The sequence below is a fragment of the Haladaptatus sp. CMSO5 genome, from assembly GCF_036689885.1.
Classification (GTDB): Archaea; Halobacteriota; Halobacteria; order Halobacteriales; family Halococcaceae; genus QDMS2.
On the sequence record NZ_JBAHVW010000001.1, the window covers coordinates 1381407 to 1404860 of the forward strand.

25 protein-coding genes and 1 tRNA gene are annotated in these 23454 nt (G+C 58.7%); 16 read left to right on the forward strand and 10 right to left on the reverse strand.

Annotated elements, in window-relative coordinates; genetic code table 11:
* Nucleotides 1-59 precede the first annotated feature (59 nt).
* The 8 genes from V5N12_RS07295 to V5N12_RS07330 all read left to right on the forward strand — a co-directional run bounded on the left by V5N12_RS07295 (nucleotide 60) and on the right by V5N12_RS07330 (nucleotide 8481).
* The gene (locus tag V5N12_RS07295) at nucleotides 60-2753 is read left to right on the forward strand and encodes a DNA-directed DNA polymerase (RefSeq protein WP_332898496.1); all 2694 of its coding nucleotides are present in this window, start codon (nucleotides 60-62) and stop codon (nucleotides 2751-2753) included.
* A 290-nt stretch (nucleotides 2754-3043) separates the two neighbouring features.
* On the forward strand, nucleotides 3044-3964 hold the full coding sequence (locus V5N12_RS07300; RefSeq protein WP_332898497.1) for an ABC transporter ATP-binding protein: 921 nt from the start codon (nucleotides 3044-3046) through the stop codon (nucleotides 3962-3964).
* Nucleotides 3965-3996: 32 nt separating this feature from the next.
* Nucleotides 3997-5427, forward strand: coding sequence for a Fe-S cluster assembly protein SufB (gene sufB / locus V5N12_RS07305; RefSeq protein WP_332898498.1), 1431 nt, complete (start codon nucleotides 3997-3999; stop codon nucleotides 5425-5427).
* Between the two features lies 1 nt (nucleotide 5428).
* Nucleotides 5429-6640: a Fe-S cluster assembly protein SufD gene (sufD, locus tag V5N12_RS07310; protein ID WP_332898499.1), complete on the forward strand. Its 1212-nt coding sequence runs from the start codon at nucleotides 5429-5431 to the stop codon at nucleotides 6638-6640.
* Nucleotides 6641-6742: 102 nt separating this feature from the next.
* On the forward strand, nucleotides 6743-7234 hold the full coding sequence (locus V5N12_RS07315; RefSeq protein WP_332898500.1) for a ferritin-like domain-containing protein: 492 nt from the start codon (nucleotides 6743-6745) through the stop codon (nucleotides 7232-7234).
* Nucleotides 7231-7689, forward strand: coding sequence for a metal-dependent transcriptional regulator (locus V5N12_RS07320; RefSeq protein ID WP_332898501.1), 459 nt, complete (start codon nucleotides 7231-7233; stop codon nucleotides 7687-7689). The genes V5N12_RS07315 and V5N12_RS07320 overlap by 4 nt, the downstream gene beginning before the upstream one ends.
* Nucleotides 7690-7738: 49 nt before the next feature.
* Entirely contained in the window at nucleotides 7739-8197 is a 459-nt protein-coding gene (locus tag V5N12_RS07325) for a universal stress protein (RefSeq protein WP_332898502.1), read from the forward strand.
* A 211-nt stretch (nucleotides 8198-8408) separates the two neighbouring features.
* Nucleotides 8409-8481, forward strand: a tRNA-Gln gene (locus V5N12_RS07330).
* 165 nt (nucleotides 8482-8646) lie between these two features.
* Here V5N12_RS07330 and V5N12_RS07335 read toward each other — a convergent pair.
* Genes V5N12_RS07335 through V5N12_RS07345 form a run of 3 tightly spaced genes read right to left on the reverse strand, consistent with a single transcriptional unit; the run spans nucleotide 8647 to nucleotide 10455 of the window.
* Nucleotides 8647-9297, reverse strand: coding sequence for a hypothetical protein (locus tag V5N12_RS07335; RefSeq protein ID WP_332898503.1), 651 nt, complete (start codon nucleotides 9295-9297; stop codon nucleotides 8647-8649).
* Nucleotides 9287-9889 (reverse strand): hypothetical protein, encoded by a 603-nt coding sequence (locus V5N12_RS07340; RefSeq protein ID WP_332898504.1) that lies wholly within the window; start codon nucleotides 9887-9889, stop codon nucleotides 9287-9289. Before V5N12_RS07340 ends, V5N12_RS07335 begins: the two co-directional genes overlap by 11 nt.
* Nucleotides 9886-10455 carry a response regulator gene (locus tag V5N12_RS07345; protein ID WP_332898505.1) on the reverse strand — a complete coding sequence of 190 codons (570 nt, stop codon included), beginning with the start codon at nucleotides 10453-10455 and terminating at the stop codon, nucleotides 9886-9888. Before V5N12_RS07345 ends, V5N12_RS07340 begins: the two co-directional genes overlap by 4 nt.
* Before the next feature lie 818 nt (nucleotides 10456-11273).
* On the opposite strand from V5N12_RS07345, the gene V5N12_RS07350 reads away from it, so the two are divergent.
* Together V5N12_RS07350 and V5N12_RS07355 are read left to right on the forward strand one after the other, a co-directional pair.
* Nucleotides 11274-12770, forward strand: coding sequence for a hypothetical protein (locus tag V5N12_RS07350; protein ID WP_332898506.1), 1497 nt, complete (start codon nucleotides 11274-11276; stop codon nucleotides 12768-12770).
* A gap of 72 nt (nucleotides 12771-12842) precedes the next feature.
* Nucleotides 12843-13196 (forward strand): hypothetical protein, encoded by a 354-nt coding sequence (locus V5N12_RS07355; protein ID WP_332898507.1) that lies wholly within the window; start codon nucleotides 12843-12845, stop codon nucleotides 13194-13196.
* 13 nt (nucleotides 13197-13209) lie between these two features.
* On the opposite strand, the gene V5N12_RS07360 is transcribed toward V5N12_RS07355, so the two are convergent.
* Entirely contained in the window at nucleotides 13210-14772 is a 1563-nt protein-coding gene (locus tag V5N12_RS07360; RefSeq protein WP_332898508.1) for a pyridoxal phosphate-dependent decarboxylase family protein, read from the reverse strand.
* 195 nt (nucleotides 14773-14967) lie between these two features.
* Between V5N12_RS07360 and V5N12_RS07365 the strand changes: the two genes are divergently transcribed.
* From V5N12_RS07365 to V5N12_RS07375, 3 genes are all read left to right on the forward strand, one after another.
* Nucleotides 14968-15195: a hypothetical protein gene (locus V5N12_RS07365; RefSeq protein ID WP_332898509.1), complete on the forward strand. Its 228-nt coding sequence runs from the start codon at nucleotides 14968-14970 to the stop codon at nucleotides 15193-15195.
* Between the two features lie 83 nt (nucleotides 15196-15278).
* Nucleotides 15279-15443, forward strand: coding sequence for a DUF1059 domain-containing protein (locus tag V5N12_RS07370; RefSeq protein ID WP_332898510.1), 165 nt, complete (start codon nucleotides 15279-15281; stop codon nucleotides 15441-15443).
* A gap of 75 nt (nucleotides 15444-15518) precedes the next feature.
* A complete protein-coding gene (locus tag V5N12_RS07375) occupies nucleotides 15519-16004 on the forward strand; it encodes a peroxiredoxin family protein (RefSeq protein WP_332898511.1) in 486 nt (161 codons plus the stop codon).
* Nucleotides 16005-16006: 2 nt separating this feature from the next.
* On the opposite strand, the gene V5N12_RS07380 is transcribed toward V5N12_RS07375, so the two are convergent.
* Nucleotides 16007-16183, reverse strand: coding sequence for a DUF7501 family protein (locus V5N12_RS07380; protein WP_332898512.1), 177 nt, complete (start codon nucleotides 16181-16183; stop codon nucleotides 16007-16009).
* A 126-nt stretch (nucleotides 16184-16309) separates the two neighbouring features.
* Entirely contained in the window at nucleotides 16310-17020 is a 711-nt protein-coding gene (locus V5N12_RS07385) for an alanyl-tRNA editing protein (RefSeq protein WP_332898513.1), read from the reverse strand.
* Nucleotides 17021-17133: 113 nt separating this feature from the next.
* Between V5N12_RS07385 and V5N12_RS07390 the strand changes: the two genes are divergently transcribed.
* Nucleotides 17134-17814 carry an HD domain-containing protein gene (locus tag V5N12_RS07390; RefSeq protein ID WP_332898514.1) on the forward strand — a complete coding sequence of 227 codons (681 nt, stop codon included), beginning with the start codon at nucleotides 17134-17136 and terminating at the stop codon, nucleotides 17812-17814.
* An 11-nt stretch (nucleotides 17815-17825) separates the two neighbouring features.
* On the opposite strand, the gene V5N12_RS07395 is transcribed toward V5N12_RS07390, so the two are convergent.
* Both V5N12_RS07395 and V5N12_RS07400 read right to left on the reverse strand, forming a co-directional pair.
* Nucleotides 17826-18467: a LysE family translocator gene (locus V5N12_RS07395; protein WP_442904961.1), complete on the reverse strand. Its 642-nt coding sequence runs from the start codon at nucleotides 18465-18467 to the stop codon at nucleotides 17826-17828.
* 81 nt (nucleotides 18468-18548) lie between these two features.
* Nucleotides 18549-19739, reverse strand: a complete 1191-nt coding sequence (locus V5N12_RS07400) for a threonine synthase (RefSeq protein ID WP_332898516.1) — start codon at nucleotides 19737-19739, stop codon at nucleotides 18549-18551.
* A gap of 84 nt (nucleotides 19740-19823) precedes the next feature.
* On the opposite strand from V5N12_RS07400, the gene V5N12_RS07405 reads away from it, so the two are divergent.
* Both V5N12_RS07405 and V5N12_RS07410 read left to right on the forward strand, forming a co-directional pair.
* Nucleotides 19824-21080, forward strand: coding sequence for an NAD(P)/FAD-dependent oxidoreductase (locus V5N12_RS07405; RefSeq protein ID WP_332898517.1), 1257 nt, complete (start codon nucleotides 19824-19826; stop codon nucleotides 21078-21080).
* Nucleotides 21081-21216: 136 nt separating this feature from the next.
* Nucleotides 21217-21993, forward strand: coding sequence for a DUF7839 domain-containing protein (locus tag V5N12_RS07410; protein WP_332898518.1), 777 nt, complete (start codon nucleotides 21217-21219; stop codon nucleotides 21991-21993).
* Here V5N12_RS07410 and V5N12_RS07415 read toward each other — a convergent pair.
* Together V5N12_RS07415 and V5N12_RS07420 are read right to left on the reverse strand one after the other, a co-directional pair.
* Complete coding sequence (locus tag V5N12_RS07415) at nucleotides 21990-22523, reverse strand: J domain-containing protein (protein WP_332900082.1); 534 nt, start codon at nucleotides 22521-22523, stop codon at nucleotides 21990-21992. The two genes, V5N12_RS07410 and V5N12_RS07415, sit on opposite strands and share 4 nt — an antisense overlap.
* A 175-nt stretch (nucleotides 22524-22698) precedes the next feature.
* Nucleotides 22699-23448, reverse strand: coding sequence for a proteasome assembly chaperone family protein (locus V5N12_RS07420; RefSeq protein ID WP_332898519.1), 750 nt, complete (start codon nucleotides 23446-23448; stop codon nucleotides 22699-22701).
* Nucleotides 23449-23454: the final 6 nt, after the last annotated feature.

Here is a 23454-nt window from a genome sequence, read left to right on the forward strand (position 1 = left end):
AGCAAGCGCGGGCGACAGACCGCTGGTGTTTTTATCAGCCGAACGACTTTGATGAGACAATGACGCAGACGGGGCTCAACCAGTTTGCCGCCGACGAGCAAGACGAAGACCGGCTCGCCGCAGAGGCACGAGCAGTCGCAGGCGACGACGGGAGGGGCGCGGTCGTCGTCAATTCGGCGGCGAAAAAATACCCGAATGCGACGGGCACCGTCGAACTAACGGTCTCGCAAGTCGATTACACGCTCGTCGGGAGTGGCGACCAAGAAGCGCCCGTGTTGCACGTGTTCGGGCGCACCACCGAAAACGAGTTAGAACACGTCATCGTCTCTGGTTTCCGCCCCTACTTCTACGCGCCGACAGCGTCGCTATCGGATGATAAACTCGACCTCGACACCATCACCGGCTGGGAGGAGGGCTACGAGAGCATCCGCGGCGAGAAACTGACGAAAATTTACGGGCGCACCCCCCGCGACGTGGGCCAGATGCGCGACCGCTTTGACCACTTCGAGGCGGACATCTTGTTCCCGAATCGCTTGCTCATCGACAAGGACATCACAAGCGGGATTTCCGTGCCTGAACGTCGTGGTAACGACGGGGCGATTCACGTCCCTCACACCGAAATTGAAGCCGTCGATGTGGACGCAGACCTCCGCATCAACACCTTCGACATCGAGGTCGAAGACCGAAACGGCTTCCCGGAAGACGGCGAGGAGCCGATTATCTGTCTCACCAGCCACGACTCGTTCGACGACGAGTATATCATGTGGCTCTATGAGGCTCCCGGCGGCGAGCGTGGCCCCGATGAACTCCCCGACTACGACCCAATCGAGGGCGATATCACCTTCGACATTCGTCGTTTCGAGGCCGAAGACGAGATGCTCGCCGCATTTCTCGACTACCTCATCGAAACCGACCCGGACGTCCTGACCGGGTGGAATTTCGCGGATTTCGACGCGCCGTATCTCTTAGACCGCCTCGAAGAACTCGAACGCGGTTCTGCGTACGACCTGAACTACAACCGCCTCTCGCGCGTAGACGAAGTCTGGCGCTCTGACTGGCAAGGACCGAACATCAAAGGACGCGTCGTGTTCGACCTGCTGTACGGCTACAAACGCACGCAGTTCACCGAACTCGACTCCTACCGACTCGACGCGGTTGGCGAAGTCGAACTCGGCATCGGGAAAGAGCGCTATGCGGGCAGCATTGGCGATCTTTGGGAGGAAAACCCGTCGAAGCTCCTAGAGTACAACCTCCGCGACGTGGAACTCTGTGTCGAACTCGACCGCAAGCAAGGCATCATCCCCTTCTGGCGCGAGGTGGCGTCGTTCGTCGGGTGTAAACTCGAAGACGCGCCAACGCCGGGCGACGCGGTCGACCTCTACGTGCTCCACAAGGTACACGGGAGTTTCGCGCTACCCTCGAAGGGACGCGCAGAGAGCGAAGACTACGAAGGCGGTGCGGTGTTCGACCCCATCTCGGGCGTCCGCGAGAACGTGACTGTGCTCGACTTGAAGTCGCTGTACCCGATGTGCATGGTCACCATCAACGCCTCGCCCGACTCGAAGGTCGATTCCGACTACGACGGCGAGACGTTTGTCGCGCCAAACGGGACGCACTTCCGGAAACAGCCAGACGGCATCATCCGGGAGATGGTGGACGAACTGCTCACCGAGCGCGAGCAGAAGAAAGAACTCCGGAACCAGAACGACCCCGATTCTGCGGAGTACGACCGCTTCGACCGCCAGCAGGCGGCGGTGAAGGTCATTATGAACTCGCTATACGGGGTGCTGGGTTGGGAACGTTTCCGCCTCTACGACAAGGAGATGGGCGCGGCGGTGACGGCGACGGGCCGTGAGGTCATCAACTTCACCGAACAGTCCGCGAACGACCTTGGCTACAACGTTATCTACGGCGACACGGACTCCGTCATGCTCTCGCTTGGGCCGGACGTGGACAAGGAGACGGCCATCGAACAGTCGTTCGAGATTGAGAACCACATCAACGCAGCCTACGACGCCTTCGCACGCGAGAAACTGAACGCCGACGAACACCGCTTCCAAATCGAGTTCGAGAAGCTCTATCGCCGGTTTTTCCAGGCAGGCAAGAAAAAGCGGTACGCGGGCCACATCATCTGGAAGGAGGGCAAGGACGTAGACGACATCGACATCACCGGCTTCGAGTACAAGCGCTCTGACATCGCGCCGATTACGAAGGAAGTCCAGCTTCGAGTCATCGAGATGATCGTCCACGGCGAACCGTTAGAGGAGGTCAAAACCTACGTCCACGACATCATCGCGGATTTCAAAGAAGGGAACGTAAATTTCGATGACGTGGCGATTCCCGGCGGTATCGGCAAGCAGTTGGACAACTACGACACCGACACCGCTCAGGTGCGCGGGGCGAAGTACGCCAATCTCTTACTCGGCACGAACTTCCAGCGCGGGAGCAAGCCAAAGCGTCTCTACCTCGCAAAGGTTCACCCGTCCTTTTTCCGGCAAATCGAGGCAGAGCGAGGGCTTGACCCAGCGGGAATGAGCGCCGACGAACTCCTCTATGGCGAGTTCAAGCGCGATCCGGACGTCATCTGTTTCGAGTACGCAGATCAAGTTCCCCCAGAGTTCCACGTCGATTGGGATAAGATGTTAGAGAAGACGCTTCAAGGACCTATCGAGCGCATCTTAGAAGCGCTCGACATCTCGTGGGAAGAGGTCAAATCCGGGCAGGAGCAGACTGGGCTTGGCAGCTTTATGTAACTGTCTGTGATGTGACGGGTAGTCTGGTTTTTAATGCGAAATCACGGTGCAGACGGTCGATTTTCTCTGAACTCCCATCCGTGATTGAGTGTCTCTAGCAAAAATCGATACACTGAGACTGTGTTATTGGGAACACCGTTCCGTTACCAACAACAACTGTTTCTGAATATGCACAATTACTTTTCTGAAGTGAAAACTTCTGTTTGCTCAAATCGAAAACCTTTGCGCAAGATTGCGAAAGGATTATGGGCGCGACGTACCCATCTCAGGACGACTTAGGTGTCTCCAGAATGGCTAGGCTAGAAATCAAAAACCTACACGCAGAAGTAGCAGAAGAGGACGGCGAGCAGATTCTCCGCGGTGTGAATCTAGAAGTCAAATCCGGCGAGATTCACGCGCTGATGGGACCAAACGGCTCCGGGAAGTCGACGATGGCGAAGATTATCGCCGGTCACCCGGCCTACGAGGTCACCGACGGTGAGATTCTGCTCCACCTCGAAGCAGACGAATACGCCGACTTAGAAGAGGCAATTCCAGAGGCCCGTCGCACCTGGAACCTCCTCGAACTCGAACCACCAGAGCGTGCCGCACTCGGCATCTTCCTCGGCTTCCAGTACCCAGCCGAGATCGAGGGCGTCACGATGGTCAACTTCCTTCGCACCGCACTCAACGCGAAACTCGAAGAGCGCGAACACCTCCTGTTCGGTGAGGACGACGAGGAAGCAGCCGAAGAAGAAGAAGAATCCGGCTACTCCACCTCCCCGATGGAAGGGCCAGCAGACGACGGCGAAGTCGGCGTCGCTGAGTTCCAGCAGATCCTCAAAGAAAAGATGGAACTCCTCGACATGGACGAGAAGTTCGCCATGCGCTACCTGAACGCCGGATTCTCCGGCGGCGAGAAAAAGCAGAACGAAGTGCTTCAGGCAGCCATCCTCGAACCGTCCATCGCCGTGCTCGACGAAATCGACTCCGGGCTGGACATCGACCGTCTGCAGGACGTCTCGAAGGGCATCAACGCGCTCCGTGACGAAGTCGGGACGGGCATCCTCCAGATTACCCACTACCAGCGCATCCTCGACTACGTCGAGCCAGACCACGTCCACATCATGATGGACGGGAAGGTCGTAAAGAGCGGCGACGCGTCGCTCGCAGAGGAACTCGAAGACAAAGGGTACGACTGGATTCGCGAAGAAGTCTACGAGACAGCGTAAAGGGACTGTAAGACAAACACCCACACAAGATTATGAGTTCACAAGAAGACCACCTCAAGAAAACCGACACCGAGGCCCGCTTCGAGTTCAAAAAGGAGCAGAAGTCGGCGTTCAAAACGGAAAAAGGCCTCAATGAAGAGACAATTCGTCTCATCAGCGAAGACAAAGACGAGCCCGAATGGATGTTCGAGCGTCGTCTGCGCGCGCTGAAGCAGTTCCAGAAGATGCCGATGCCAACCGACTGGCCGGGCCAGCCCGACCTGACGGAGCTCGACATCAACGAGATTGTCCCGTACATCCGCCCGGACGTGGAGACACGCGGCGGTGTCGACAACTGGGACGAACTGCCAGAGGAGATTCGAGACACGTTCGACAAACTCGGCATTCCGGAAGCTGAACGCAAGGCGCTCTCGGGCGTCGGTGCGCAGTACGAATCCGAGATTGTCTACCAGAACATGCAAGAGCAGTGGGAGGAAAAGGGCGTCATCTTCTGCAACATGGACCAAGCGGTCCGTGAACACCCAGAGATCGTCAAAGAGTACTTCATGACCAAGTGCGTGCCGCCAAGCGACAACAAGTTCGCGGCACTCCACGGTGCGGTCTGGTCCGGTGGCTCGTTCGTTTACGTCCCAGAAGACGTGACCGTCGAGATGCCAGTCCAGGCGTACTTCCGCATGAACTCGGAGGGGATGGGCCAGTTCGAACACACGCTCATCATCGCAGAGAAGAATTCCGAAGTTCACTACATCGAAGGTTGTTCGGCACCGAAATACGGTGTCCACAACCTCCACTCCGGTGGCGTCGAAGTGTTCGTCAAAGAGGGCGCACACGTCCAGTACTCGACCGTCCAGAACTGGTCGAAGAACACGTTCAACCTCAACACGAAACGCGCCATCGTCGAGAAGAACGGGACGATGGAGTGGGTCTCCGGGTCGATGGGGTCGAAAGCAACGATGCTCTACCCCGCGACCATCCTCAAGGGACCAGGTGCACGTGACAACCACATCACGATTGCATTCGCTGGCAAGGGCCAGAACATCGACACCGGCGCGAAGGTGTACCACAACGCGCCGAACACGAAGTCCACCATCGAGTCGAAATCCATCAGCAAGGACGGCGGCCGCACGAACTACCGTGGCCTCGTCCACATCTCCCGCGGAGCAACCGGCTCCTCTACGAGCGTCGAGTGTGACGCGCTGATGTTCGACAACGAGTCCACCTCGGACACGATGCCGTACATGGAGATTCAAGAGTCCCAAGTCGACGTTGCCCACGAGGCAACCGTCGGGAAAATCGGCGACGAGGACATCTTCTACCTCCAGAGCCGTGGGCTCGATGATGACGAAGCAAAGCAGATGATTGTCGCCGGGTTCATCGAACCCATCACGGAAGAACTGCCAATCGAGTACGCCGTTGAGCTGAACCGGCTCATCGAACTCGAAATGGAGGGCAGCCTCGGATAACATGAGTGCGCAAGTACACGCCAACCTCAGCGAAGAACAGGTTCGCCAGATCAGCGAGCAACTCGACGAACCCGAGTGGATGCTCGACACGCGTCTTTCCGCCCTCGCGGCGCTCGAAGACGCCGAGATGCCCCACGTCATCCGGACGCCCGGGCGCAACTGGACCAACCTCGCAGACTTAGACTTCGAGTCGTTCGTCGATCCGCTCAACGCGGCCGAAGACAAAGACCAGGTTGGCCCTGACAACGTCGAAGTCCTCTCCTTTGCGGAGGCACTGGCCGAACACGAAGACCTCGTCAAAGAGCACTTCGGCTCGGTCATCCCGACCCAGGAGAACTACCTCACGGCCCTCTCTACGGCCCTGTTCACTACGGGCACCGTCGTCTACGTCCCCGAGGGCGTCGACGCAGAGGACGTGAAGATTCGCACCACGATGAACTCCCGGTCGCTGTTCAACTACACGCTCGTCATCACGGAGGACTCCTCCTCGGTGACCATCCTCGAACGCCAGTCTACTGGCGAGGCAGTCGAGGGCGAGCGCTACTACAGCGGTATCGTCGAAATCGTCGCGGGCGAGAACAGCCACGTCCAGTACGGCTCGCTCCAGAACCTCGACGAGGAGACGTACAACTACCAGCTCAAGCGCGGCCAGACTGACACCTACTCGACTATCAACTTCATCGAGGGCAACATCGGCTCTCGCATGACGAAGTCCTCGGTCGAGACGCAGCTCAACGGAGACACCTCGGAGACGAAAATTGTCGGTGCGTTCTTCGGTCACGACGACCAGCACATCGACATCGCCTCGCGCGTCTGGCACAACGCAGAGCACACGACCGCAGACCTCGTCACGCGTGGCGTCCTTGACGACGCCGCACGCTCTGTGTACGAGGGTGTCCAAGACGTTGGCCGCGAAGCATGGGACACGAGTTCCTACCAGCGTGAGAGCACGCTGATGCTCTCAGACCAGAGCGAAGCGGACGCGAGTCCGAAGCTCATCATCAACAACCACGACACAGAGGCAAGTCACTCCGCCTCCGTCGGACAGGTTGATAAAGAAGACCTCCTCTACATGACCTCACGGTCGATTCCAGAGCAGGTTGCCAAAAATATGCTCGTCGAAGGCTTCTTCGTCCCCGTCTTAGACGAAATCGAAGTCGACGAGTTCCGCACGGACTTAGAATCGCTCATCGTAGAGCGCCTTTCTCCCTAAACGGGTGAGTAGGGAACTGCTTAAGTTCCCCTCGCTCTGAACTACCCTTATGCGAATGGTCACGACGGCGACGGTCTCTGGTCGTCATGCGGGGTGCGCGCCATGAGCCTTGGCCAGCGCGTCTCGTCGGACCACCAACTCGCCAGACTGCTCCAGATTGGAGTCGTCTTAGAAGAAGTGGTCGAAGCGAGAGCCCACCACCACTACGAATCGCTCGGCAAAGATGAACTGGACGACGAGATCGTCCACCTGCTCGAACACGCAGCAGAGGAGTCAGCCGAGCACCGCGAACGGCTCTCTGCGCTCATCGACGAACTCGACGCTGAGGTCATCGGCTACGAAGAAATCGAGATGCTCGTCTCAGAGCGCTACGGGCGCACCAAACCAGAGGACTTCGACGGGCTGCTCTACGACCAACTGTGCAACGAGGAGACGGCCTACAAGTTCTACGACGACCTTATTGACGCCATCGAAGCGAGTGACACCGCCTTTACCATCGACCGGAATCGCCTCATCGAAACCCTAGCCTCTATCCGCGAGGAGGAAGCAGAGGGCGTAGAAGCAGTGACGAAACTCATGGAGACGCGCGAATGAACACCGCCGACCAATACCTGAAAGCAATCTACCTCGTCCAACAGATGGAAGACGGCCCGGCCGCCACGGGCAAACTCGCAGATATGCTCGAAGTGAGTCCCGCGAGCGTCAACGAAATGGTCGGGAAACTCGAATCCCGCGACCTGCTCATCCACGAGAAGTACAAGGGCGCGTCGCTCACCGACGAGGGCATCATGCGCGCACGCGACTCGCTGCAGACTTACTGCATCATCGAGCGCTTCCTCATCGAAGTGCTCGGCGTAGAGGAGTTTAACGCCGAGGCGAAAGCGCTCGAAAGCGTCATCGACGAGACGGTGGCAGACCGCCTCGATACGATTATCGACCGTGACTCACAGTGTCCAGACTGCTTCTCAGCAGAGGACGACGTGTGTTCGTTGCTCGTCTCCGAACTCGAATTCTCCCAGTCGTCTTCGCAGTCGAGTCCGGCGAAGTAACCCGGTTCCGTCGGCATCTTTTATCACACTTCCTTGAGTAGCCACTGGCATGGACACTGGATTGGTTGTCGTCGAACCCATCGACAGCACACGAGAACTCGTCCGCGAAGCCGGTGCGCTCGCCAAAGGGAGCGACGGTCGGCTCATCCTCCTCTCTATCCTCCCCGAAGAGGAGTACGACGAGCGCCACGAGGCCCGCAGACAGGGTTCTGACTTCGAGACCACCTACACCCTTGAAGAGGCAGAAGACGAAGCCCTACGCCTCGCACGGAAGATTGGCCTCGAGGAACTGAAGCCCCTCGACGTGCCCTACGAGACGATTGGTGTCGTTGGCCAGCTCACAAAGCGCATTCTCGCCACCGCAGCGGAACACGACGTAGACCACATCTTCCTCGTTGGAACGCGCCGGTCGCCCTCTGGGAAGGCGCTGTTTGGCGACGTCGCGCAGTCTATCCTCCTCAACTTCGACAACGGGCCGGTCACTGTGTTGATGCAAGACCGAGAGTGACACACCTTCACGGGCTTGCGGATTCTCGAAGCGTTCAAGTATCCTGCAAAGATACGTCGAAGTAAGTCGCGTACGAAGGCGTGACAGAAGTCCCATGGTGGTGAGCAATCTCGAAGAGATTGCGAACTACATGGGACGAGCGAACGGTAGTGAGCGAAGTCCCATGGTGTCTTCACGCCGCGCGTGAAGGCTGGTGGGGCAAACGAAGTGCAGTCCCATGGTGTAGTGGCCAATCATAGCGGCCTTTGGAGCCGTTGACTCCGGTTCGAATCCGGGTGGGACTATTGTGTTTTCGCGCTGGAAATCCCAGCGCGTAATTCGTACCAGAAGCAACCGGTTCGAATCTTGGAGCGACCTCTGGGAGCGACTTCGGTTCGAATCCGGGTGGGACTACTTTTCCCGAAGCACAACCCTGAGCCTTGACTGTGAGAAAAACTCCACCATTCACGTCACCGGCTCAGGAAAATCCCCAAACTCAGCGTTATCAGGAGTAAGCCGCCAACGAGGCCGAAGAACACTTTGATGAGCGGGTAGCTCTCCTGCAGTTGTCCGACGTAGGCGTAGCCAAGGGTGGCGATGACGACCGTGACGAAGGCGAGCACCATCCACGGTTCGAGGACGGGCGTCAGGGATGTGCGATTGCCGGTGTGTGCGACACGTGTGTACGGTCTACGGTGAAACGAGAGTCCTTGCAAACCGTATCGACTTGCTACGTTTCGTTGCTCTGCGATGCGTCGGACGTCTGCGTTTCCGTCGGAGATGTCCCACCAGTAGATGGCGATGTAGTTGAACTGCTTGCTGAGTGCCTTGAGCTGGAACTGAAAGGCCTTCATGCCGGAGGCGCGGGTGTCGCCGATGATTGCGATACCGATCTCACCGTTTACCACCACGTCTGCAGAGAGGCTGCCGCGGCGGCGTTCGATAATATCTTGTTCCCAAATGGGTCGGTCGTCGGTGTTGAGACTCGCATCGAGGTAGTTGCTCAGTCGTTGCCCCAGCGTGTCGGTCTGTTGTGCACCCTCCGGATTCCAGCTATCCAGGAGGGTGCGGACGGCGTCGAACGTTTTCGCTGAACCCTCTGCACCGAAGTTATCGGCCATCGTTCGTGGTTCCAGTGGCTGACTTGAGCGGTTGAATCGATGGCGAGTCAGTTGCGTCGAACGTTACGCAGAAATCCATCGGCTGTTGGAGAATTCGTCTCGTTTTCCGGCCAACGGTGTCAGAAATCACGTACAGTGCGGTTTTTTGGGTCGCTGCGACACGCTTTGAGACCAGATAGAGGAGTCGATAAATCGATTGGACGGGTTCGTGTTCGAGCAGCGCATTGATGTTCGTGATGTAGAGGATATCACAGCGTGGAGTCGCGTCGAGTGCTTCGAACAGTTGCTTCCCGAGTTCTGGAATGGGGATGTGTGTCGCAGGGTCGTTTGAGCCGTCGCCAGAAAACCCGATTTTGGTGAGTGGCAGGTCGAACGATGCGTCGGTGAGCTTTTCGGTGTAAAACGGCTGGTCACAGCTCGAAATGGCGATGCCGAGACCGCTGTTCGCGTCTTCTATGTGGCTGTGAAAGTAGTCCCAACTTTGGTCTGGTTCACCAACGACGAGGATGTTTGCTCGGGGGAGGCTCGACTCCTCGTGTGGAACCCCGCGCGCGTCTTGTGCGTTGTTCTCAGTGGGCGTAGAAGTAGTCATTCTCGAAGGATTGCAAAGACGTCATCGTTCGAAAGCTGATAGAGTGCGGCACCGGCTTGTTGGTCTAATCGCTCCCACTCTTGTTTGAGCGAGTGATACACCTCACTCTGTGCAAGCTCCGCACTGGATTTGTGCGTTTCAAGCAACGCCAGCTTTGAGCTGACGGAGAACAGCTGTTTGAGGCGGTCGTCGTACTCAGCGCGCGACAACATGCGATTGATGATGTTCTTGAGGTCGTCTTTTCCGACGGGTTTGACGAGATAGTCGTCGAACCCCATTTCGTAGATATCGAAGTCTGGCTCGATCGCAGAGATGATGGCGACGGTGCAGTCGAATTCTTGGTCGCGAATCCAAGCGAGGACTTCGTCACCACCCATCTGTGGAAGATTCCTATCAAGGAGAATAACATCGAAAGAGTCGTCGAGGATGTCGAGTGCTTCCCGACCCGTGTATGCAATTTCGATGTCGTATGTCGACCCTATCCACTTGGCATAGAGCTCTGCAATATCTTTCTCGTCTTCCACGACCAAGACGCGATGCGTACTGGAACCGCTCGTATCGTTCATGTCTTACCCACCAACTATCAATATGGTTACTGTTGGAACTATAATAAGTCACACGGATTTATCAAATGTGGATAGTTATGGTTGAAAACATTTTATCGCCGATATTTTCCCAGCGATCTGCCCGGAGATTGAATTGTGGCAGTCACAGTTCCTGATGAGCCGACAGATATATTATAATCAATCATTCAGAATTTGGGGCGCGCGCAACACTCGGCCGACAAAATCTTTGTGGCGGATATTGCCAGAATTGGTTGTCTCATTGATATTATTATTCGTCAGTCTCACAGTGACACATCATGTCAGTGTCCATTCAATCTCGTGGTGTGAAAACCCTAAAAATCGGGGGTTATGACCTCTCTAAACGTGACTGGACGAGGAACCACTACAATTGTTGATAGGTGTGTGAAATCGTGACGGATTCGAATAATTGTGGAAAGTCCATAATTCGAAATATGGGTTTTCAGGCCTTGAAACTACTGAAAAACACAAATGCAACGGTGTGAAACGATTCGTTAAGCACTACCTAGTTTCACCTATTTCTTCCGACATTAATCAGTCCATGTCAGGATATTACTGAAAGCATAACAATTTTATATCCTTGTAAGAATGTTAATATTAGAAAGTAATTCAAACGGGAATTACTATCACGAAAATAAGAAAATACGGCTTGGCGATAGCTACGGGTATAGTCCCAACTCCACTCATACGGCATTCGACGTGCCCGAGAATCGCTACAGAAAAACATGGAAAACCTCGACAACATCTCTCAATCGGCAGCACAGGACGACTCTACTTCGCACATCGGGCGACGCAAATTCATGGGCGCAGTTGGGGCAACTGCCGCGGGCGCAACATTGTTCTCTTCGCAGAACGCGAAAGCAGCGACCACGACCAGCATTGAAGACGGCTACAGTCGTGTCATCGACATTGTCGAGGACGCAGGGGCTGACAACACTGGCACGGAGTCAATCACGCCAATTCTCCGCAAGTACGCGGGCGATGATACGCTCATCAAGTTCCCACCGGGCCGATACTACATGGACTCACAGTTCCGCTTTACGGGCTTCCGGAACTTCGGGCTGGTAGGCGACGACGCCACGCTCGTCCCCGCGAACTACGACGAGTTCGACGGCCCGCAGTACCGTCTGTTCCGGCTTGGCATCTACTACAACCCCGGCGTTGACCTCCGTGTCCAGGGGTTCACCGTTGACCTCACCGCAGAACGCACCGGGATTCGCGCAATCGACGCGATGGTCGATGACGGCCTGTTCGTAGACGACATCACCATCGTCGGCCGCCACGACACGGGCACCTTCGGGCCAGCGCTGTTCTCGATTACGTCTCCAGACGGCAAGGGCATGGTCAAGCGCTTCCGCGCAAACGACGGTGGTGCGTGGGACGAAAACACGCCCGGCGACCTCTGGCGGGGGCCAACGGGCATCCTTTGCAGCCAGTACCACACGGGTCAAATCGAGTTCAAAGACTGCGAACTCGACGACTGGCCGGACAACGGGCTCTACGCGGTGACCAACGGTCGCGTCATCGTGAACGGTGGGCGCTACGCCAACAGCGAGGCAGCGAGCATCCGCCTCGGTGGTCACGACTGCATCGTCACGGGCGCAGAAGTCGTCGTCGACAAACAGAACCCACAGAATCAGAACCAGCGGGGCATCCGGCTCGACGCAGGCCCCAACATGGCGGTCGTCGATACGACGATCCGATTGGAAAAACCAAACGGCCACGCGCTCACGGTGATGAACGACTGTGAAAGCGCGTACCTCCGCGGCCTCGATATCTCTATCGGCGACGAAGTCTGCCACGGTATTGTTGTCCAGTCGCAGGCCGGCCCAACCGAGATTGTTGACACGAACATCGACATCCAGCGCGGCGGCAACGCCATCCAAATCAACGGCACCGACGCGGGCAAAGTCCACTGTGAGTACGTCGACATCACGGGTAACGCAGACGGCGACTCGTGGCGACACGCGATTCGCTGCAACCGTAACGACTGCGAGTTCCGCGTCGTGAACGTCAACCAGCCGGGCGACCACTTCCGACGCGCACTCGTGCTCAACGGCGACAACGTGCTCGTTTACCGCGGCAAGCAGGCCGCAACCCACGTCCCAATCGTGGTCAACAGTGCGGGCGCATGGATCGAACGCATCGAAGCGGAGTCGTTCAGCGGGCGCGAAGGCATCAAGCTCAACAGCATGAGCTCTGACGTAACCATCAAGCGCAGCACCATCGCAAACGGCATCTGGGACAAGAGCACTGACGGACTGCGGATGTACGGCAACGAGTTCGAATTACGTTAATTAACTCTTCTGGCCGTTTCGGTGTCCACGATTGGCCCACACACCTTTCTGTGTCTGGCGGTGTGTGCCTGTATGGTTGAAAACGACCTCGGTCAGGCGACTATCGTGTATGACAGCCCCGACGGCACTGTCGAGCAGACGGTCGATAACGAGCACGTCGCGTATTTTCAGGACCACTGGATCGTCAAAACCGGCGAAGACGACCACGGCAACGACACCATCCGACGCATTCCGCACCAGCGTGTCCACTACGTCGAACGGAACGTAGAGCAGTTCGAAAACGAAGTTGAGACGCTGAAAGACCGCGTCCAGTCGTTCACCGACGACCTTAGAACGCGAATCATGGGCGACGAACAGTCACAGTCTCAAGAACAGACCCAAGAGTCGATTCACGTCGATATCGAAGACGAAGACCGGTCGCAGTGACCGCAGGGCATTGTTACTCCTCGCGCGCGAACACCGGATACGTGCGAGCGAGCGTCGGTCTGTCCGCTCGGTCGAGCGCTACACCCGCATTTTGAATCGCGCGCACGACATCTTCGATGTCCGTGAGCGTCGTCCGGTGTGAGCAAATCGAGAAGCGCAACACGGTGCGGCCATGGATGGCGCTCGTGCCGAAAAACGCGAGGCCGCTTTCTTGGATTGCGTCGGTTATTTTCTGATTTAGCGTATCGAGATACGTGTCGAGGGCGTCTTGTTGCTCGGCCGTGAGCGACTCGATTGTGCCGAGGTCTGTGGGCACGTACCGGAACGAATAGATGTAGAGGTTCGGCTCTTGAATCGCCGCTAAGTCGGGTTCCCGTCGCACGAGCGTGTCGAGATGGTGGGCACACTCGATGTTCTGGCGAAGCAGATCGCGGTAGCCCTGTACGCCGTAGTGTTTGAGGCTCATCCAGACTTTGAGCGCCCGGAAGCCGCGTGACATCTGCGGGCCGTGTTGGTAGAAGTCGTGGCCTTCGTACGCAGTGGGGAGCGTGCCGTGGAGATACGGCGCCTCCATGTCGAACGACCGGCGGAGGCGGTCTGGCTCGCGCACGAGAATCGCGCCACACTCGTAGGGGACGTAGAGCCACTTGTGCGGGTCAAGCGTTATCGAGTCTGCGCGGTCTAATCCCTCGTACTTGGTGGCGAGTTCGGGAAGCATCGCGCCGACTGCGCCACACGCACCGTCTGCGTGGAACCACAGGCCGCGTTCGTCGCAGATGCGCGCGATGTCTGGAAGTGGGTCGATGGCGCTCACGTTAATCGAGCCGACCTGTCCGATGACACAGAAGGGGATATCGCCGTTTTCGATGTCTGCGTCGAGAAGTGTTTCGAGTGCGTCCGTGTCCATCGTCAAGTCGTCGTGGCTCGGGACGAGACGCACGGCGTCGCGGCCGAGGTTGAGCATATCGGCTACGCGGAAGATGGAGGAGTGGCCCTCGTGGTCGGCCATGTAGAGCGTATAACGCCCGGTTCGGGTGGGCGATTGGAGACCCCCTGCGGTGGTGTCGTACTCGGCGGTGTTCCTGAGTGCGGTGAGAATGGCGACGAAGTTCGCCATCGTCCCGCCGCTGGTCAAGAGGCCGCCACAGTCCGGGTCGTACCCAATAAGCTCTGCGAGCCATGAGAGAACCGTGCGCTCTACTTCCGTCGCGGCGGGTGCGGGCTTCCACCCCCCGGTGTTCATATTCACGGCCGCAGCGAGCGCCTCTGCGAGCGTTCCCATCATGGTCCCAGACCCCATCACGTAGCCGAAGTAGCGCGGCGAGGTGTTGTGGGTCGCGTTCGGGAGGATTTTTGTCTCCCACTCGCGGAGAATCGTCTCCGGGTTCTGCCCTCGTTCCGGAAGCGGTTCGTCGAACAATGCTTCGACCGCCTGCTCTGACTTTGCTGGGAAGACGGGACGAGTCTCGACGTCCTCGTAGAACGCCGTAAGCATGTCCACGGTTTGGTACCCAAGCTTGCGGAACTCTGCGGGTGTCAGGTCGTGGGTCGAAAATTGGTGGCCGCGCGATGCCATAGCTGAGGTTGGCTGTGCGATTCGATAAGTAAGCACCGCGACACTCTTGAAATAGCGATACACCTGCTGCTGGGGTGTTCTCGCGGCGCTGAGTCTCCCGATTTCGTGGCTACCGCAGAGGGCGTGCGGGTTGTGTGTCGTGCTAGCACCGGTTAAGAAAGCATTAAGCCACTCCCCTTGCTTGTCCAGCCACGAATGCTTCGCTGTCCCCACGACGATTGCGGCTGGCACGCCGTTGCGCCGACGACACAGGCCGCACAGGACAGGCTCGCAGAACACATCGCCGTCGAACACGCAGTCGAGGTCGATACGACAATCCCTGCGGGGATGGTACAGGTATGCTTCGGTGACGGTGAGTGGAAAACCGTCACCCCGGAAGAGGCGCTCGAACTCCACCGCGAACAGCGTGACGACGAAGCTTAATACGCCACTTTTCCTGACTACGCGGCTGCAAGCGACGAATAACTACGTGAAACGCTCGCCTTTCTCTGTGGGAGGCTACACCAATGGCTCACCAAGTAATCTGCCGCGACGCTGGCAACGACTGCGACTTCATGGTTCGCTCTGAGAACCAAGACGAGCTCATCGAGATGGTCAAAATGCACGCAAAAGAGACCCACGCTCTCGACTACTCGACGGACGACGTCAAAGGCGTCATGAAGTCGGCCTAAATCACCCGTTCAACTCGTCCTTTTTCAGGTTGCCACAACCCGTAGCGTAAAGCCGGGGCTTTCACAAGAACGAGCATGTCACTCGAAGGCACACCGGCACCGGAGTTTACGGTCACCGGCACCGACGGAAGCACGCTCTCGCTCGCAGACGCGGTCGAAAACGGCCCCGTTGTCGTGCTCACGCTCCGCGGTCACTGGTGTTCGTACTGCGCAGAACAGCTCCAGACGTTCAGCAACCACGCCTACGACCTCTGGCGAAATCACGACACGACCATCATTCCGGTCAGCCACGACCCCGTCTCGAAACTCACAGAGATGCGCGACCGCTTTGGCCTGAAGCTGCAACTCTACTCAGATCCCGACTTCGAGATGGTGTCTGCCTACTCGGGCACCGAACAGTCGAAAAAACACGGAAAGATTCCGCTCTCGGGGACGTTTATCGTAGACGAAGAGGGCATCGTGCAATACGAACAGGTCGCTGAAAACGCTGCAGACCGGACGTACGCGAACTACGCGCGACATTTCATCAACCTCGGCTTCGAGCGACCGTACACCGACTAGGCTTAGCCACCCCACTCGCTGCCGATGTCGTCTGCGACCTGCTGGCGCCACAGACTGAATCCTTGATTACACGATTGACTCGTCTCGATGTGGTCGATGAAGCCGGAACCACCATCGACCAACGCTGCCTCACAGAACGGACAGTGTTCCGGGTCACTCCACACCGGGGAAGTATGCATATGTTCAGCTGATTGCGCCATATGGAATGTGTTTCGATGTGTTATTAGATAATTCTTTGGCCGTTAACGCAGATAATTCGCGCATTCTCGCAGACAAACGTCCAAAAATAAGGGTTTTCTGGATGGTTAGTCGTGGAGCACGAATCGCACCCGCTCGAAGCCCTTGCCCCGCGACTCTCTGCCCTGCATCTCGAATTCGCCTAGCTCCTCGGTGTTGGCGACGTGCGTGCCCGCACACGCGGTGCGGTCGTAGCCCTCAATCTCCACGATACGGAGCTGGTCGATGGATTTCGGCAGCAGGTCGATGCGCGTGCGCTCGGGGTCAAGTTCGCGTTCTGCGGTCTCGCGGTCTAACTCGTACCACATCACCGGTCTCGCGTCTTCGATGAGTTCGTTCATCCGGTCGGTGATGTACGCGAGGTCGGCTGCGTCAAATCGGTCGTGTTCGACGTCCATGCGCGCGTAGTCGGTGTAGAGTTGGTTCCCCGTCGTCGGGGCGTCGTACTCCTCAATGAGCAACGCCGAAAGGAGGTGCTGGGCGGTGTGATAGCGCATATGCGCATAGCGCCGTTCCCAGTCAAGTTCGCCCGAAACGGTCGTCCCCTCTTCGGGTGGGTCGCCTGCGAGCGTGTGGTAGATGGTGTCTTTTTTCTGGACGTCCGTGACGGTCCACTCGGTGTCGTCTGCGCGAAGGGTGCCGTGGTCTGCGGGTTGACCGCCGCCTTCGGGGTAGAAGAGGGTTTCAGCCAGTACAACGCGATCGTCTTTGACGCGCGTTACGGTCGTCTCGAACGACCGCGCGGCAGTATCGGTGAGATACTGTGGAGTCGTGTCCATACCTGCTAGAGGAGGCTCGTTATTAATCAATCGGGTTGTCGTAACGCTAAAGAGTGGTACATACGTTTTTCTACGTAACATGAACACATCACCAACGCTCGGGAGGCGATTCTGTGGGAGTTGAGATCCAGGAGTCACCCATCACCGACGAGGCGTTCGAGGAGATGAAGCAGTTTGTCTTTGATTATCTCCAAGCGTCCGTCCGAAACGAAGACGAGGGTGGCCGAATGCGGTGGTACCCGTGGCACTCTGCGGAGTACCGATACAACCACATCCTGAACGTGGTGGCGATTGCAACGAAAATCGCGCGCAGAGAGGGGGCAAACGTGGACGTGACGCGCGTCGCCGCGCTGTTTCACGACGTTGCCAAACTCGAAGCAGACCAAGAGATTCACGCAGAAGAGGGCGCTCGCGTCGCCCGCGCGTTTCTCGAATCACACGGCGACTACCCAGAGTCGTTCATCGTCCAAGTGTGTGATTCGATTACCGACCACTCCTATCAGGGCGACCTCTCGAACCTTACACTGGAAACCCGGTGTCTCATCGAGGCCGACTTGCTCGATAAGGTCGGCGCGAACGGCACGGCGCTCATGCTCCTGCGGATGGGGTACGAGGCGCGCACGCACATGGATTCGGCCGAGATGGTCGGACGCGTGCTCGAACGCGGCCGCGACGCCGCCCAGCGCGTCGAAAGCGACACCGCTCGCTCGATTGCCTTCGAGCGCCTAAAGCGCGTCAAGTGGTTCCAAGAATGGCTCGAAGGCGAAATCGCTGAGATGGAAAGCGAGCTGTAAGCTGATTCGCTTTAGAGCAGCGTTCTCGCTGCGTCAGAAAGAAAGAGGACGCCGAACAGCGCGAGAATCCCCGCGCTCGCGTAGGCGACGGCGGGCGCGACGGCGTCCATCCGGCTTTCGGCAGCCACGAGCATTGCCGGAAAGCCGCCGACCCAGACGAGAATGCCGCCGAAAAATCCGGCGAGAAGCATCGCGCTTCCTGTTTCGACCACGAGCGACCCGGTCAGTGAGTCCCCCACGTAGGGCACGAGTGCGAACACGTCGATAGTGCCGGGTTGGAGCAGGCCAACGCCAATCGTGAGCCAGAACACGATTTGGTAGGGGTTCGTGAGCGCGAGCACGAACGCTTTTTTGAAGCCGTTTTGCTCATCGCCGTGACTGGTTCCCGTAAAGCTCTGTGTCGCGCTCTTTGCTGCGCCGTAGGCGAAATAACACATCAAGATGCCGCCCGCGCCGACCATGACGCCACGGACGGTCGGATAGGTTTCGACAAACGTCACGGCTCCGTACAACGCGAGCACGAAAAACACCACGTCAGCCGTGAACGCGCCGAGTCCGGCGCGAACGCCCGCGAGCCAGCCTCGGAGGACGCTTTCCTCTGCGATAACCGCGTTCATCGGGCCGGGGGGCGCAGCGATTGCGAGACCGAAAATAACGCCCGCAAAGAGCGTCGAGAGGGCTTCCAGCATTGGTGGCACATAGGGGTGAAACTGCGAAAAGGGTGGTGTTCCCGGTTAGAAGCCGAGGCCCATCAGGTGACTGCGGAGGATGTCATCTTCTTTGTTGCCCGCGCCGGTGTTCATGAGGACGATGGTGTCATCTTCGTCAAATTCACCTCGGTCTGCGAGTTCCCACGCGCCGCTCGCGGCGGCCCCGCAGGTCGCACCCATCTCGACGCCGGTCTGTTGGGCGACCGCGACGGCCGAGTCGAGAATGTCGTCGTCGTCGGTGGCAACCGCACCGCCGCCCGACTCGCGGATGGCGTCAAGAATCAACGGACTCGCACCGGGATTCGGAATCTCGATGCCACCACAGATTGTGTCCGGAACCTCCCACGGCTCGTGGCGGTCGTTGCCTTCCTCGAAGGCTTTGACGATTGGCGCACAGCCGGAGGCTTGGGCGGCGTACATCGGCGGAAGCTCGTCGATGAGTCCCAACTCGCGGAACTCGGTTGCGGCTTTGTGCATCCCGATGAGGCCGACACCGCCGCCGGTAGGATAGAGGATTGCGTCTGGAACCTCCCAGTCAAGCTGCTCGATAATTTCGTAGAGCATCGTCTTCTTGCCCTCGTGGCGGTAGGGCGTCTCGAAGGTAGCGGTCGAGTACCAGTCTTCTCCTTCCATTTCGCTCTTGTAACGCTCGCTCGCGTCGTCGATGCGCCCTTCGACCACCGTCATGTCGCCGCCGTGGACGTTGACCATCGCCTTGTTCACGAACGGCGAACGAGACGGGAGAAATACGTGGGAGGCAAGGCCTGCGCGGGCGGCGTAGGCGGACGCCGACTGGCCCGCGTTCCCCGCAGAGGGCAGGGCGATGTCGGTCGCACCGTGCTGGACGGCGGCGGTGACGGCGACGGCGTGCCCGCGGTCTTTGAATGTCCCCGTTGGATTCCGACCTTCGTCTTTGATGAGCACGCGCCCGACGCCCAGGCTATCTGCGAGGTCGGGAGCCTCGACAAGCGCCGTCGCGCCTTCGTCCATCGTGACGCACGATGCGCGGGTGAACGGGAGGAGTTCTTCATAGCGCCACATCCCCGTGAACGGGCGCGATTCGAGTTCCTCGCGCGTGAGGTCGATGGCGTCGTAGTCGTACGTCGCATCCAAAATCCCGCCGCAATCGGGACAGCGGTGAGGCGCGTCCTCGGCGTCGAACGCCTCGCCACACTCTGTGCACGTAAGGCCGCGGAAGGCCGCAGTCGTCTCCATACCTGTGTGTTCGAACCAATCGACTAATCGCTGTCTGTCTGGACGCGCAACACGGTTTAGTGTCTTGCCTGCCAACAAATTTCCATGACCACAGTCGTGATACTGGGAGCCGGACTCGCCGGACTCGTCGCCGCCCGTCGCCTCGCTGACGCCGGATTTTCTGTCCACGTCGTCGAACAACAAGAAGCCGTCGGCGGCCGCGTCCAGACCATCGAGAAAGACGGCTTCACCCTCGACCGCGGCTTTCAGGTGTTGTTTACGGCCTACCCCGCCGCCCGACGCGAACTCGACTTCGACGCGCTCGACCTCCACGCCTTCTCCCCGGGCGCGACGATTGCCCGGCCCGGACACCGCGCAACGCTCGCAGACCCGTTTAAGAATCCCGGCGACCTCACCGAATCGCTGTTCAACCGCGAGGTGACCTTTCGCGACAAAGCCCGTGTGTTGAAACTTCGGCGTGAACTCACAAGCACCGACCCTGAGACGTTCTTCGACGGTGTAGACCAGTCAATCGAGGACTCGCTGCGTGAGCGTGGGTTCTCTCAGGCGTTCATCGACAACTTTGCCGCACCCTTCTACGGCGGCATCACGCTCGACCGGTCGCTTTCGACCTCTGGGGCGGTGTTCGACTACACCTTCAGCATGCTCGCAACGGGCGATACGGTGGTGCCCAAACAGGGAATGGGAGCGATTGCAGAACAACTCGCAGCCCGCGCCCGGCGCGCCGGTGCCGACATCAGCCTCGAAACGCACGCCGTTGGCGTCTTCGACGGCGACTCACCAACCGTTGAGTTGGAGGGTGAAACGCTCGATGCAGATGCCGTCGTCGTCGCAACTGACCCGAAAGCCGCAGGCGAGTTAACCGGTAGTTCGGAGATTCCAACGCAGGCCCACTCCTGTGTCACCCAGTACTACTCGATTTCCGTGCCGCTCGAAACCCACCGACGACTCGTGCTCAATGCGACCGACGAGGGGCCGAACCACGTCGCGCCACTCTCTGCGGTCTGTCCGAACTACGCCCCCGGCGGTGAACACCTCGTGAGCGCGACGTACCTCGGCCTGCCTAACGAAACGGACGCGGCGCTCGCCGAGCAGACGCGCGATGCGCTTGCCTCGTGGTTCCCCGAGCAGTCCTTCGGCAGCCTTCGCCACATCCACACAGATCGCATCGAGTTCGCCCAGTTCAGCCAGCCACCGGGCATCCACGACCGCCTGCCGGACGTGCGCGACGGCGGCGAGAACGTCTACCTCGCGGGTGACTACACGCAGTGGTCGTCGATTCAGGGCGCGCTCAAAAGTGGCCGGGTGGCCGCAGAAGCCGTCATCGAAGACCAGTCCTAATGCGCACCTGTTCAGTAAGGCGACAACTACTGCCAGCTGTACCCGTGTTGTCTCTCCCCGTCACCTTCGTGGCGAGCAGACCCATCGCCGTACAGCTGTCAGTACAATTTATAGCCCCCCGTCCGTAGGATGGGACATGGCGGATGTTCTCGAAAACAAGCGCGCTGCCACACGGTTTCGCATCCTCGTCGAAATCGCAGACCGGCAACCAGCCGTGAGCCAAGGCGAAATTGCTACCGCGGTTGGCGTGACGAGTCAGGCTGTGAGTGAATACATCCGCGACCTCGTAGATGAAGGCCTCGTCCGCAAAGAGGGGCGCTCTCGCTACCGCGTGACCAAAGAGGGCGTCGACTGGTTGTTCCAGGCCGCGACCGACGTGCGGAGATTCGCAGAACACGTCACCGACGACGTGCTCGGCAACGTCGGTGAAGACGCCGCAATCGCCACCGACTCGGTCGAGGCAGGCGAGACGGTGACGCTCTCGATTGTGGATGGCCTCCTCCACGCAACGCCCGGCGACGACGGCCCGGCGACCGGCGTGACGACGACGCTGGCTGAGGAAGGGAAGGTCGTCGGCGTCACCGGATTTTCGGGTGTTATCGACTTAGAACCCGGCCTCGTCACCGTCTATCAGGTCCCACCCATCCGCGCGGGCACCGACGAGGTAGACTTAGAGACGCTCGCAAAGGCGTGTGAAGGCGCAGACCTCGTCGCCGCGATGGGCGTCGAAGCGGTTGGCACGCTTCGCAGTCTCTCGCTCACACCGGACACGATTTTCGCCGCCGGTGAAGTCGCTGCAGACGCTGCAAGCCGCGGACTGGACGTGGTCGTCGTCACCACCATCGATACCGCCGGGCGTGTCACCGACGCGCTCCGCGATTCTGGTCTGGCCTACGAAGTCGCAGACCTCTAGTTCGCGCGCTTTTTCGCCGTCGTGTAGGCTTCTCGCACGCGCGTGAACGTCTCGTAGTCGCCGCCGTGGTCGGGGTGCACCTCTTTGATGCGCTTTCTGTAGGCCTGTTTCAACTCGTTGCTGCTCGCGGTTTTTGGCACGCCAAGCACGGCGAACGCCATACTCGTCGCATCCGGCGTCCCATCGGTGAGTTCGATTTCCGGCGTCTCAAAGGGGAGGCGTCCGGCGAGCTGGAAGCCCGGCATCTCGTGTTCGACGAGGACGGCGTAGGTTGGCGAGCGCTCAATGCGGTAGTACGCCCGGGCGTCGAACGTAATCGCTACGTCGCGCATCGGGAGGTAGAAGGCGACGGTTTGGCCTTCTACGAAGTGATTCTCTGCGAATGGTTCGTTGATGGTTCGCAGAAACTCGCGGATTTCGGCGCGCCTGCGCTCGTCGCCGCTCCACACCCGCCTCGGGTCTATCGGAGCGGTCGGGTACAGCCGCTCGCCGACGATGAAAGTGGCCGCGATGGCGACAGAAAACACCATGCCGAGGGCCACTCCAAGGACGAGCCAGTCTGGCAACACCGCCAACAGCTCACCAATCACACCGGTGTCTTTGGGCGCGACGAATATGAACCGTGTGGGCACGTCGCGCACAGCAGGTGCGGCGGCTGGCTACTCGAAGAAACTCGTCCGCAAACGGGTGAAAATGAGGGAATCGTTAGCCGATATAGCGCAAGTCTTCGTCTGTCGCGCTCGAACCCTGCTCCATCTCTTTGATTTTGCCCATCACGTCTTCCATCTCGTCTGCGCGCTCCTCTAAGTCCTCGTAGTCGAGTTCGACCGAGAGCACGGTTTCGAGGATTTTGAGCACAGCTTGGGCGCTTTTTGGGTCGACGAGGTAGCCGCTCGTCTCGCCCATCAGACAGGCCGCAGGAATCCCCCGACGGCGACCGAGGCCGAGCATGAGCCCGCTCACGCCGACGATGCCGCCTGCAGGTTCGTCCTCGCGGAACTCAACGTCGAGTTCTTCGAGCGATTCAACAAGATCTTCGTTCGTCGCCGCGCCGAGGACGGCGTACTCCTCGATGAGTTCGCCGGTTGGCACGCCACCGAGCGCGTAGATTTTCGAGACGTCGAACTCTTCTGCGATGTCGAGGAAGGCGTTCGTGAGGTGGTAGTGGCCAGCGTTGTCCTGTGCTTGGTGGTCGCCCGTGAGAATGAGCAAGTCCTGTTCGTCGCCTTCGATGGCGTGGAACTCGGCGCAGGTGAGTTCTGCAATCCCGTCTTCGAGGGTCACCTGTGGCGGGAAGTGCTCTGAGTAGACGCGGCGTACCAGTTCGCTATCTAACTGTTCAACGAGGTACTCTGCGGCTAGCTTTCCAACGTGCCCAACACCCGGCAGCCCCTCGACAAGAATCGGGTCAGAGAGGTCTGGGTCTGCGAAGACCTCGATATCAAACTCGTCCATATGGCC

Coding starts and splice junctions, on each gene's coding strand:
- V5N12_RS07295 (WP_332898496.1), top strand. CDS start 60: ATGACGCAGACGGGGCTCAACCAGTTTGCCGCCGACGAGCAAGACGAA.
- V5N12_RS07300 (WP_332898497.1), top strand. CDS start 3,044: ATGGCTAGGCTAGAAATCAAAAACCTACACGCAGAAGTAGCAGAAGAG.
- sufB (WP_332898498.1), top strand. CDS start 3,997: ATGAGTTCACAAGAAGACCACCTCAAGAAAACCGACACCGAGGCCCGC.
- sufD (WP_332898499.1), top strand. CDS start 5,429: ATGAGTGCGCAAGTACACGCCAACCTCAGCGAAGAACAGGTTCGCCAG.
- V5N12_RS07315 (WP_332898500.1), top strand. CDS start 6,743: ATGAGCCTTGGCCAGCGCGTCTCGTCGGACCACCAACTCGCCAGACTG.
- V5N12_RS07320 (WP_332898501.1), top strand. CDS start 7,231: ATGAACACCGCCGACCAATACCTGAAAGCAATCTACCTCGTCCAACAG.
- V5N12_RS07325 (WP_332898502.1), top strand. CDS start 7,739: ATGGACACTGGATTGGTTGTCGTCGAACCCATCGACAGCACACGAGAA.
- V5N12_RS07335 (WP_332898503.1), bottom strand. CDS start 9,297: ATGGCCGATAACTTCGGTGCAGAGGGTTCAGCGAAAACGTTCGACGCC.
- V5N12_RS07340 (WP_332898504.1), bottom strand. CDS start 9,889: ATGACTACTTCTACGCCCACTGAGAACAACGCACAAGACGCGCGCGGG.
- V5N12_RS07345 (WP_332898505.1), bottom strand. CDS start 10,455: ATGAACGATACGAGCGGTTCCAGTACGCATCGCGTCTTGGTCGTGGAA.
- V5N12_RS07350 (WP_332898506.1), top strand. CDS start 11,274: ATGGGCGCAGTTGGGGCAACTGCCGCGGGCGCAACATTGTTCTCTTCG.
- V5N12_RS07355 (WP_332898507.1), top strand. CDS start 12,843: ATGGTTGAAAACGACCTCGGTCAGGCGACTATCGTGTATGACAGCCCC.
- V5N12_RS07360 (WP_332898508.1), bottom strand. CDS start 14,772: ATGGCATCGCGCGGCCACCAATTTTCGACCCACGACCTGACACCCGCA.
- V5N12_RS07365 (WP_332898509.1), top strand. CDS start 14,968: ATGCTTCGCTGTCCCCACGACGATTGCGGCTGGCACGCCGTTGCGCCG.
- V5N12_RS07370 (WP_332898510.1), top strand. CDS start 15,279: ATGGCTCACCAAGTAATCTGCCGCGACGCTGGCAACGACTGCGACTTC.
- V5N12_RS07375 (WP_332898511.1), top strand. CDS start 15,519: ATGTCACTCGAAGGCACACCGGCACCGGAGTTTACGGTCACCGGCACC.
- V5N12_RS07380 (WP_332898512.1), bottom strand. CDS start 16,183: ATGCATACTTCCCCGGTGTGGAGTGACCCGGAACACTGTCCGTTCTGT.
- V5N12_RS07385 (WP_332898513.1), bottom strand. CDS start 17,020: ATGGACACGACTCCACAGTATCTCACCGATACTGCCGCGCGGTCGTTC.
- V5N12_RS07400 (WP_332898516.1), bottom strand. CDS start 19,739: ATGGAGACGACTGCGGCCTTCCGCGGCCTTACGTGCACAGAGTGTGGC.
- V5N12_RS07405 (WP_332898517.1), top strand. CDS start 19,824: ATGACCACAGTCGTGATACTGGGAGCCGGACTCGCCGGACTCGTCGCC.
- V5N12_RS07410 (WP_332898518.1), top strand. CDS start 21,217: ATGGCGGATGTTCTCGAAAACAAGCGCGCTGCCACACGGTTTCGCATC.
- V5N12_RS07415 (WP_332900082.1), bottom strand. CDS start 22,523: ATGGTGTTTTCTGTCGCCATCGCGGCCACTTTCATCGTCGGCGAGCGG.
- V5N12_RS07420 (WP_332898519.1), bottom strand. CDS start 23,448: ATGGACGAGTTTGATATCGAGGTCTTCGCAGACCCAGACCTCTCTGAC.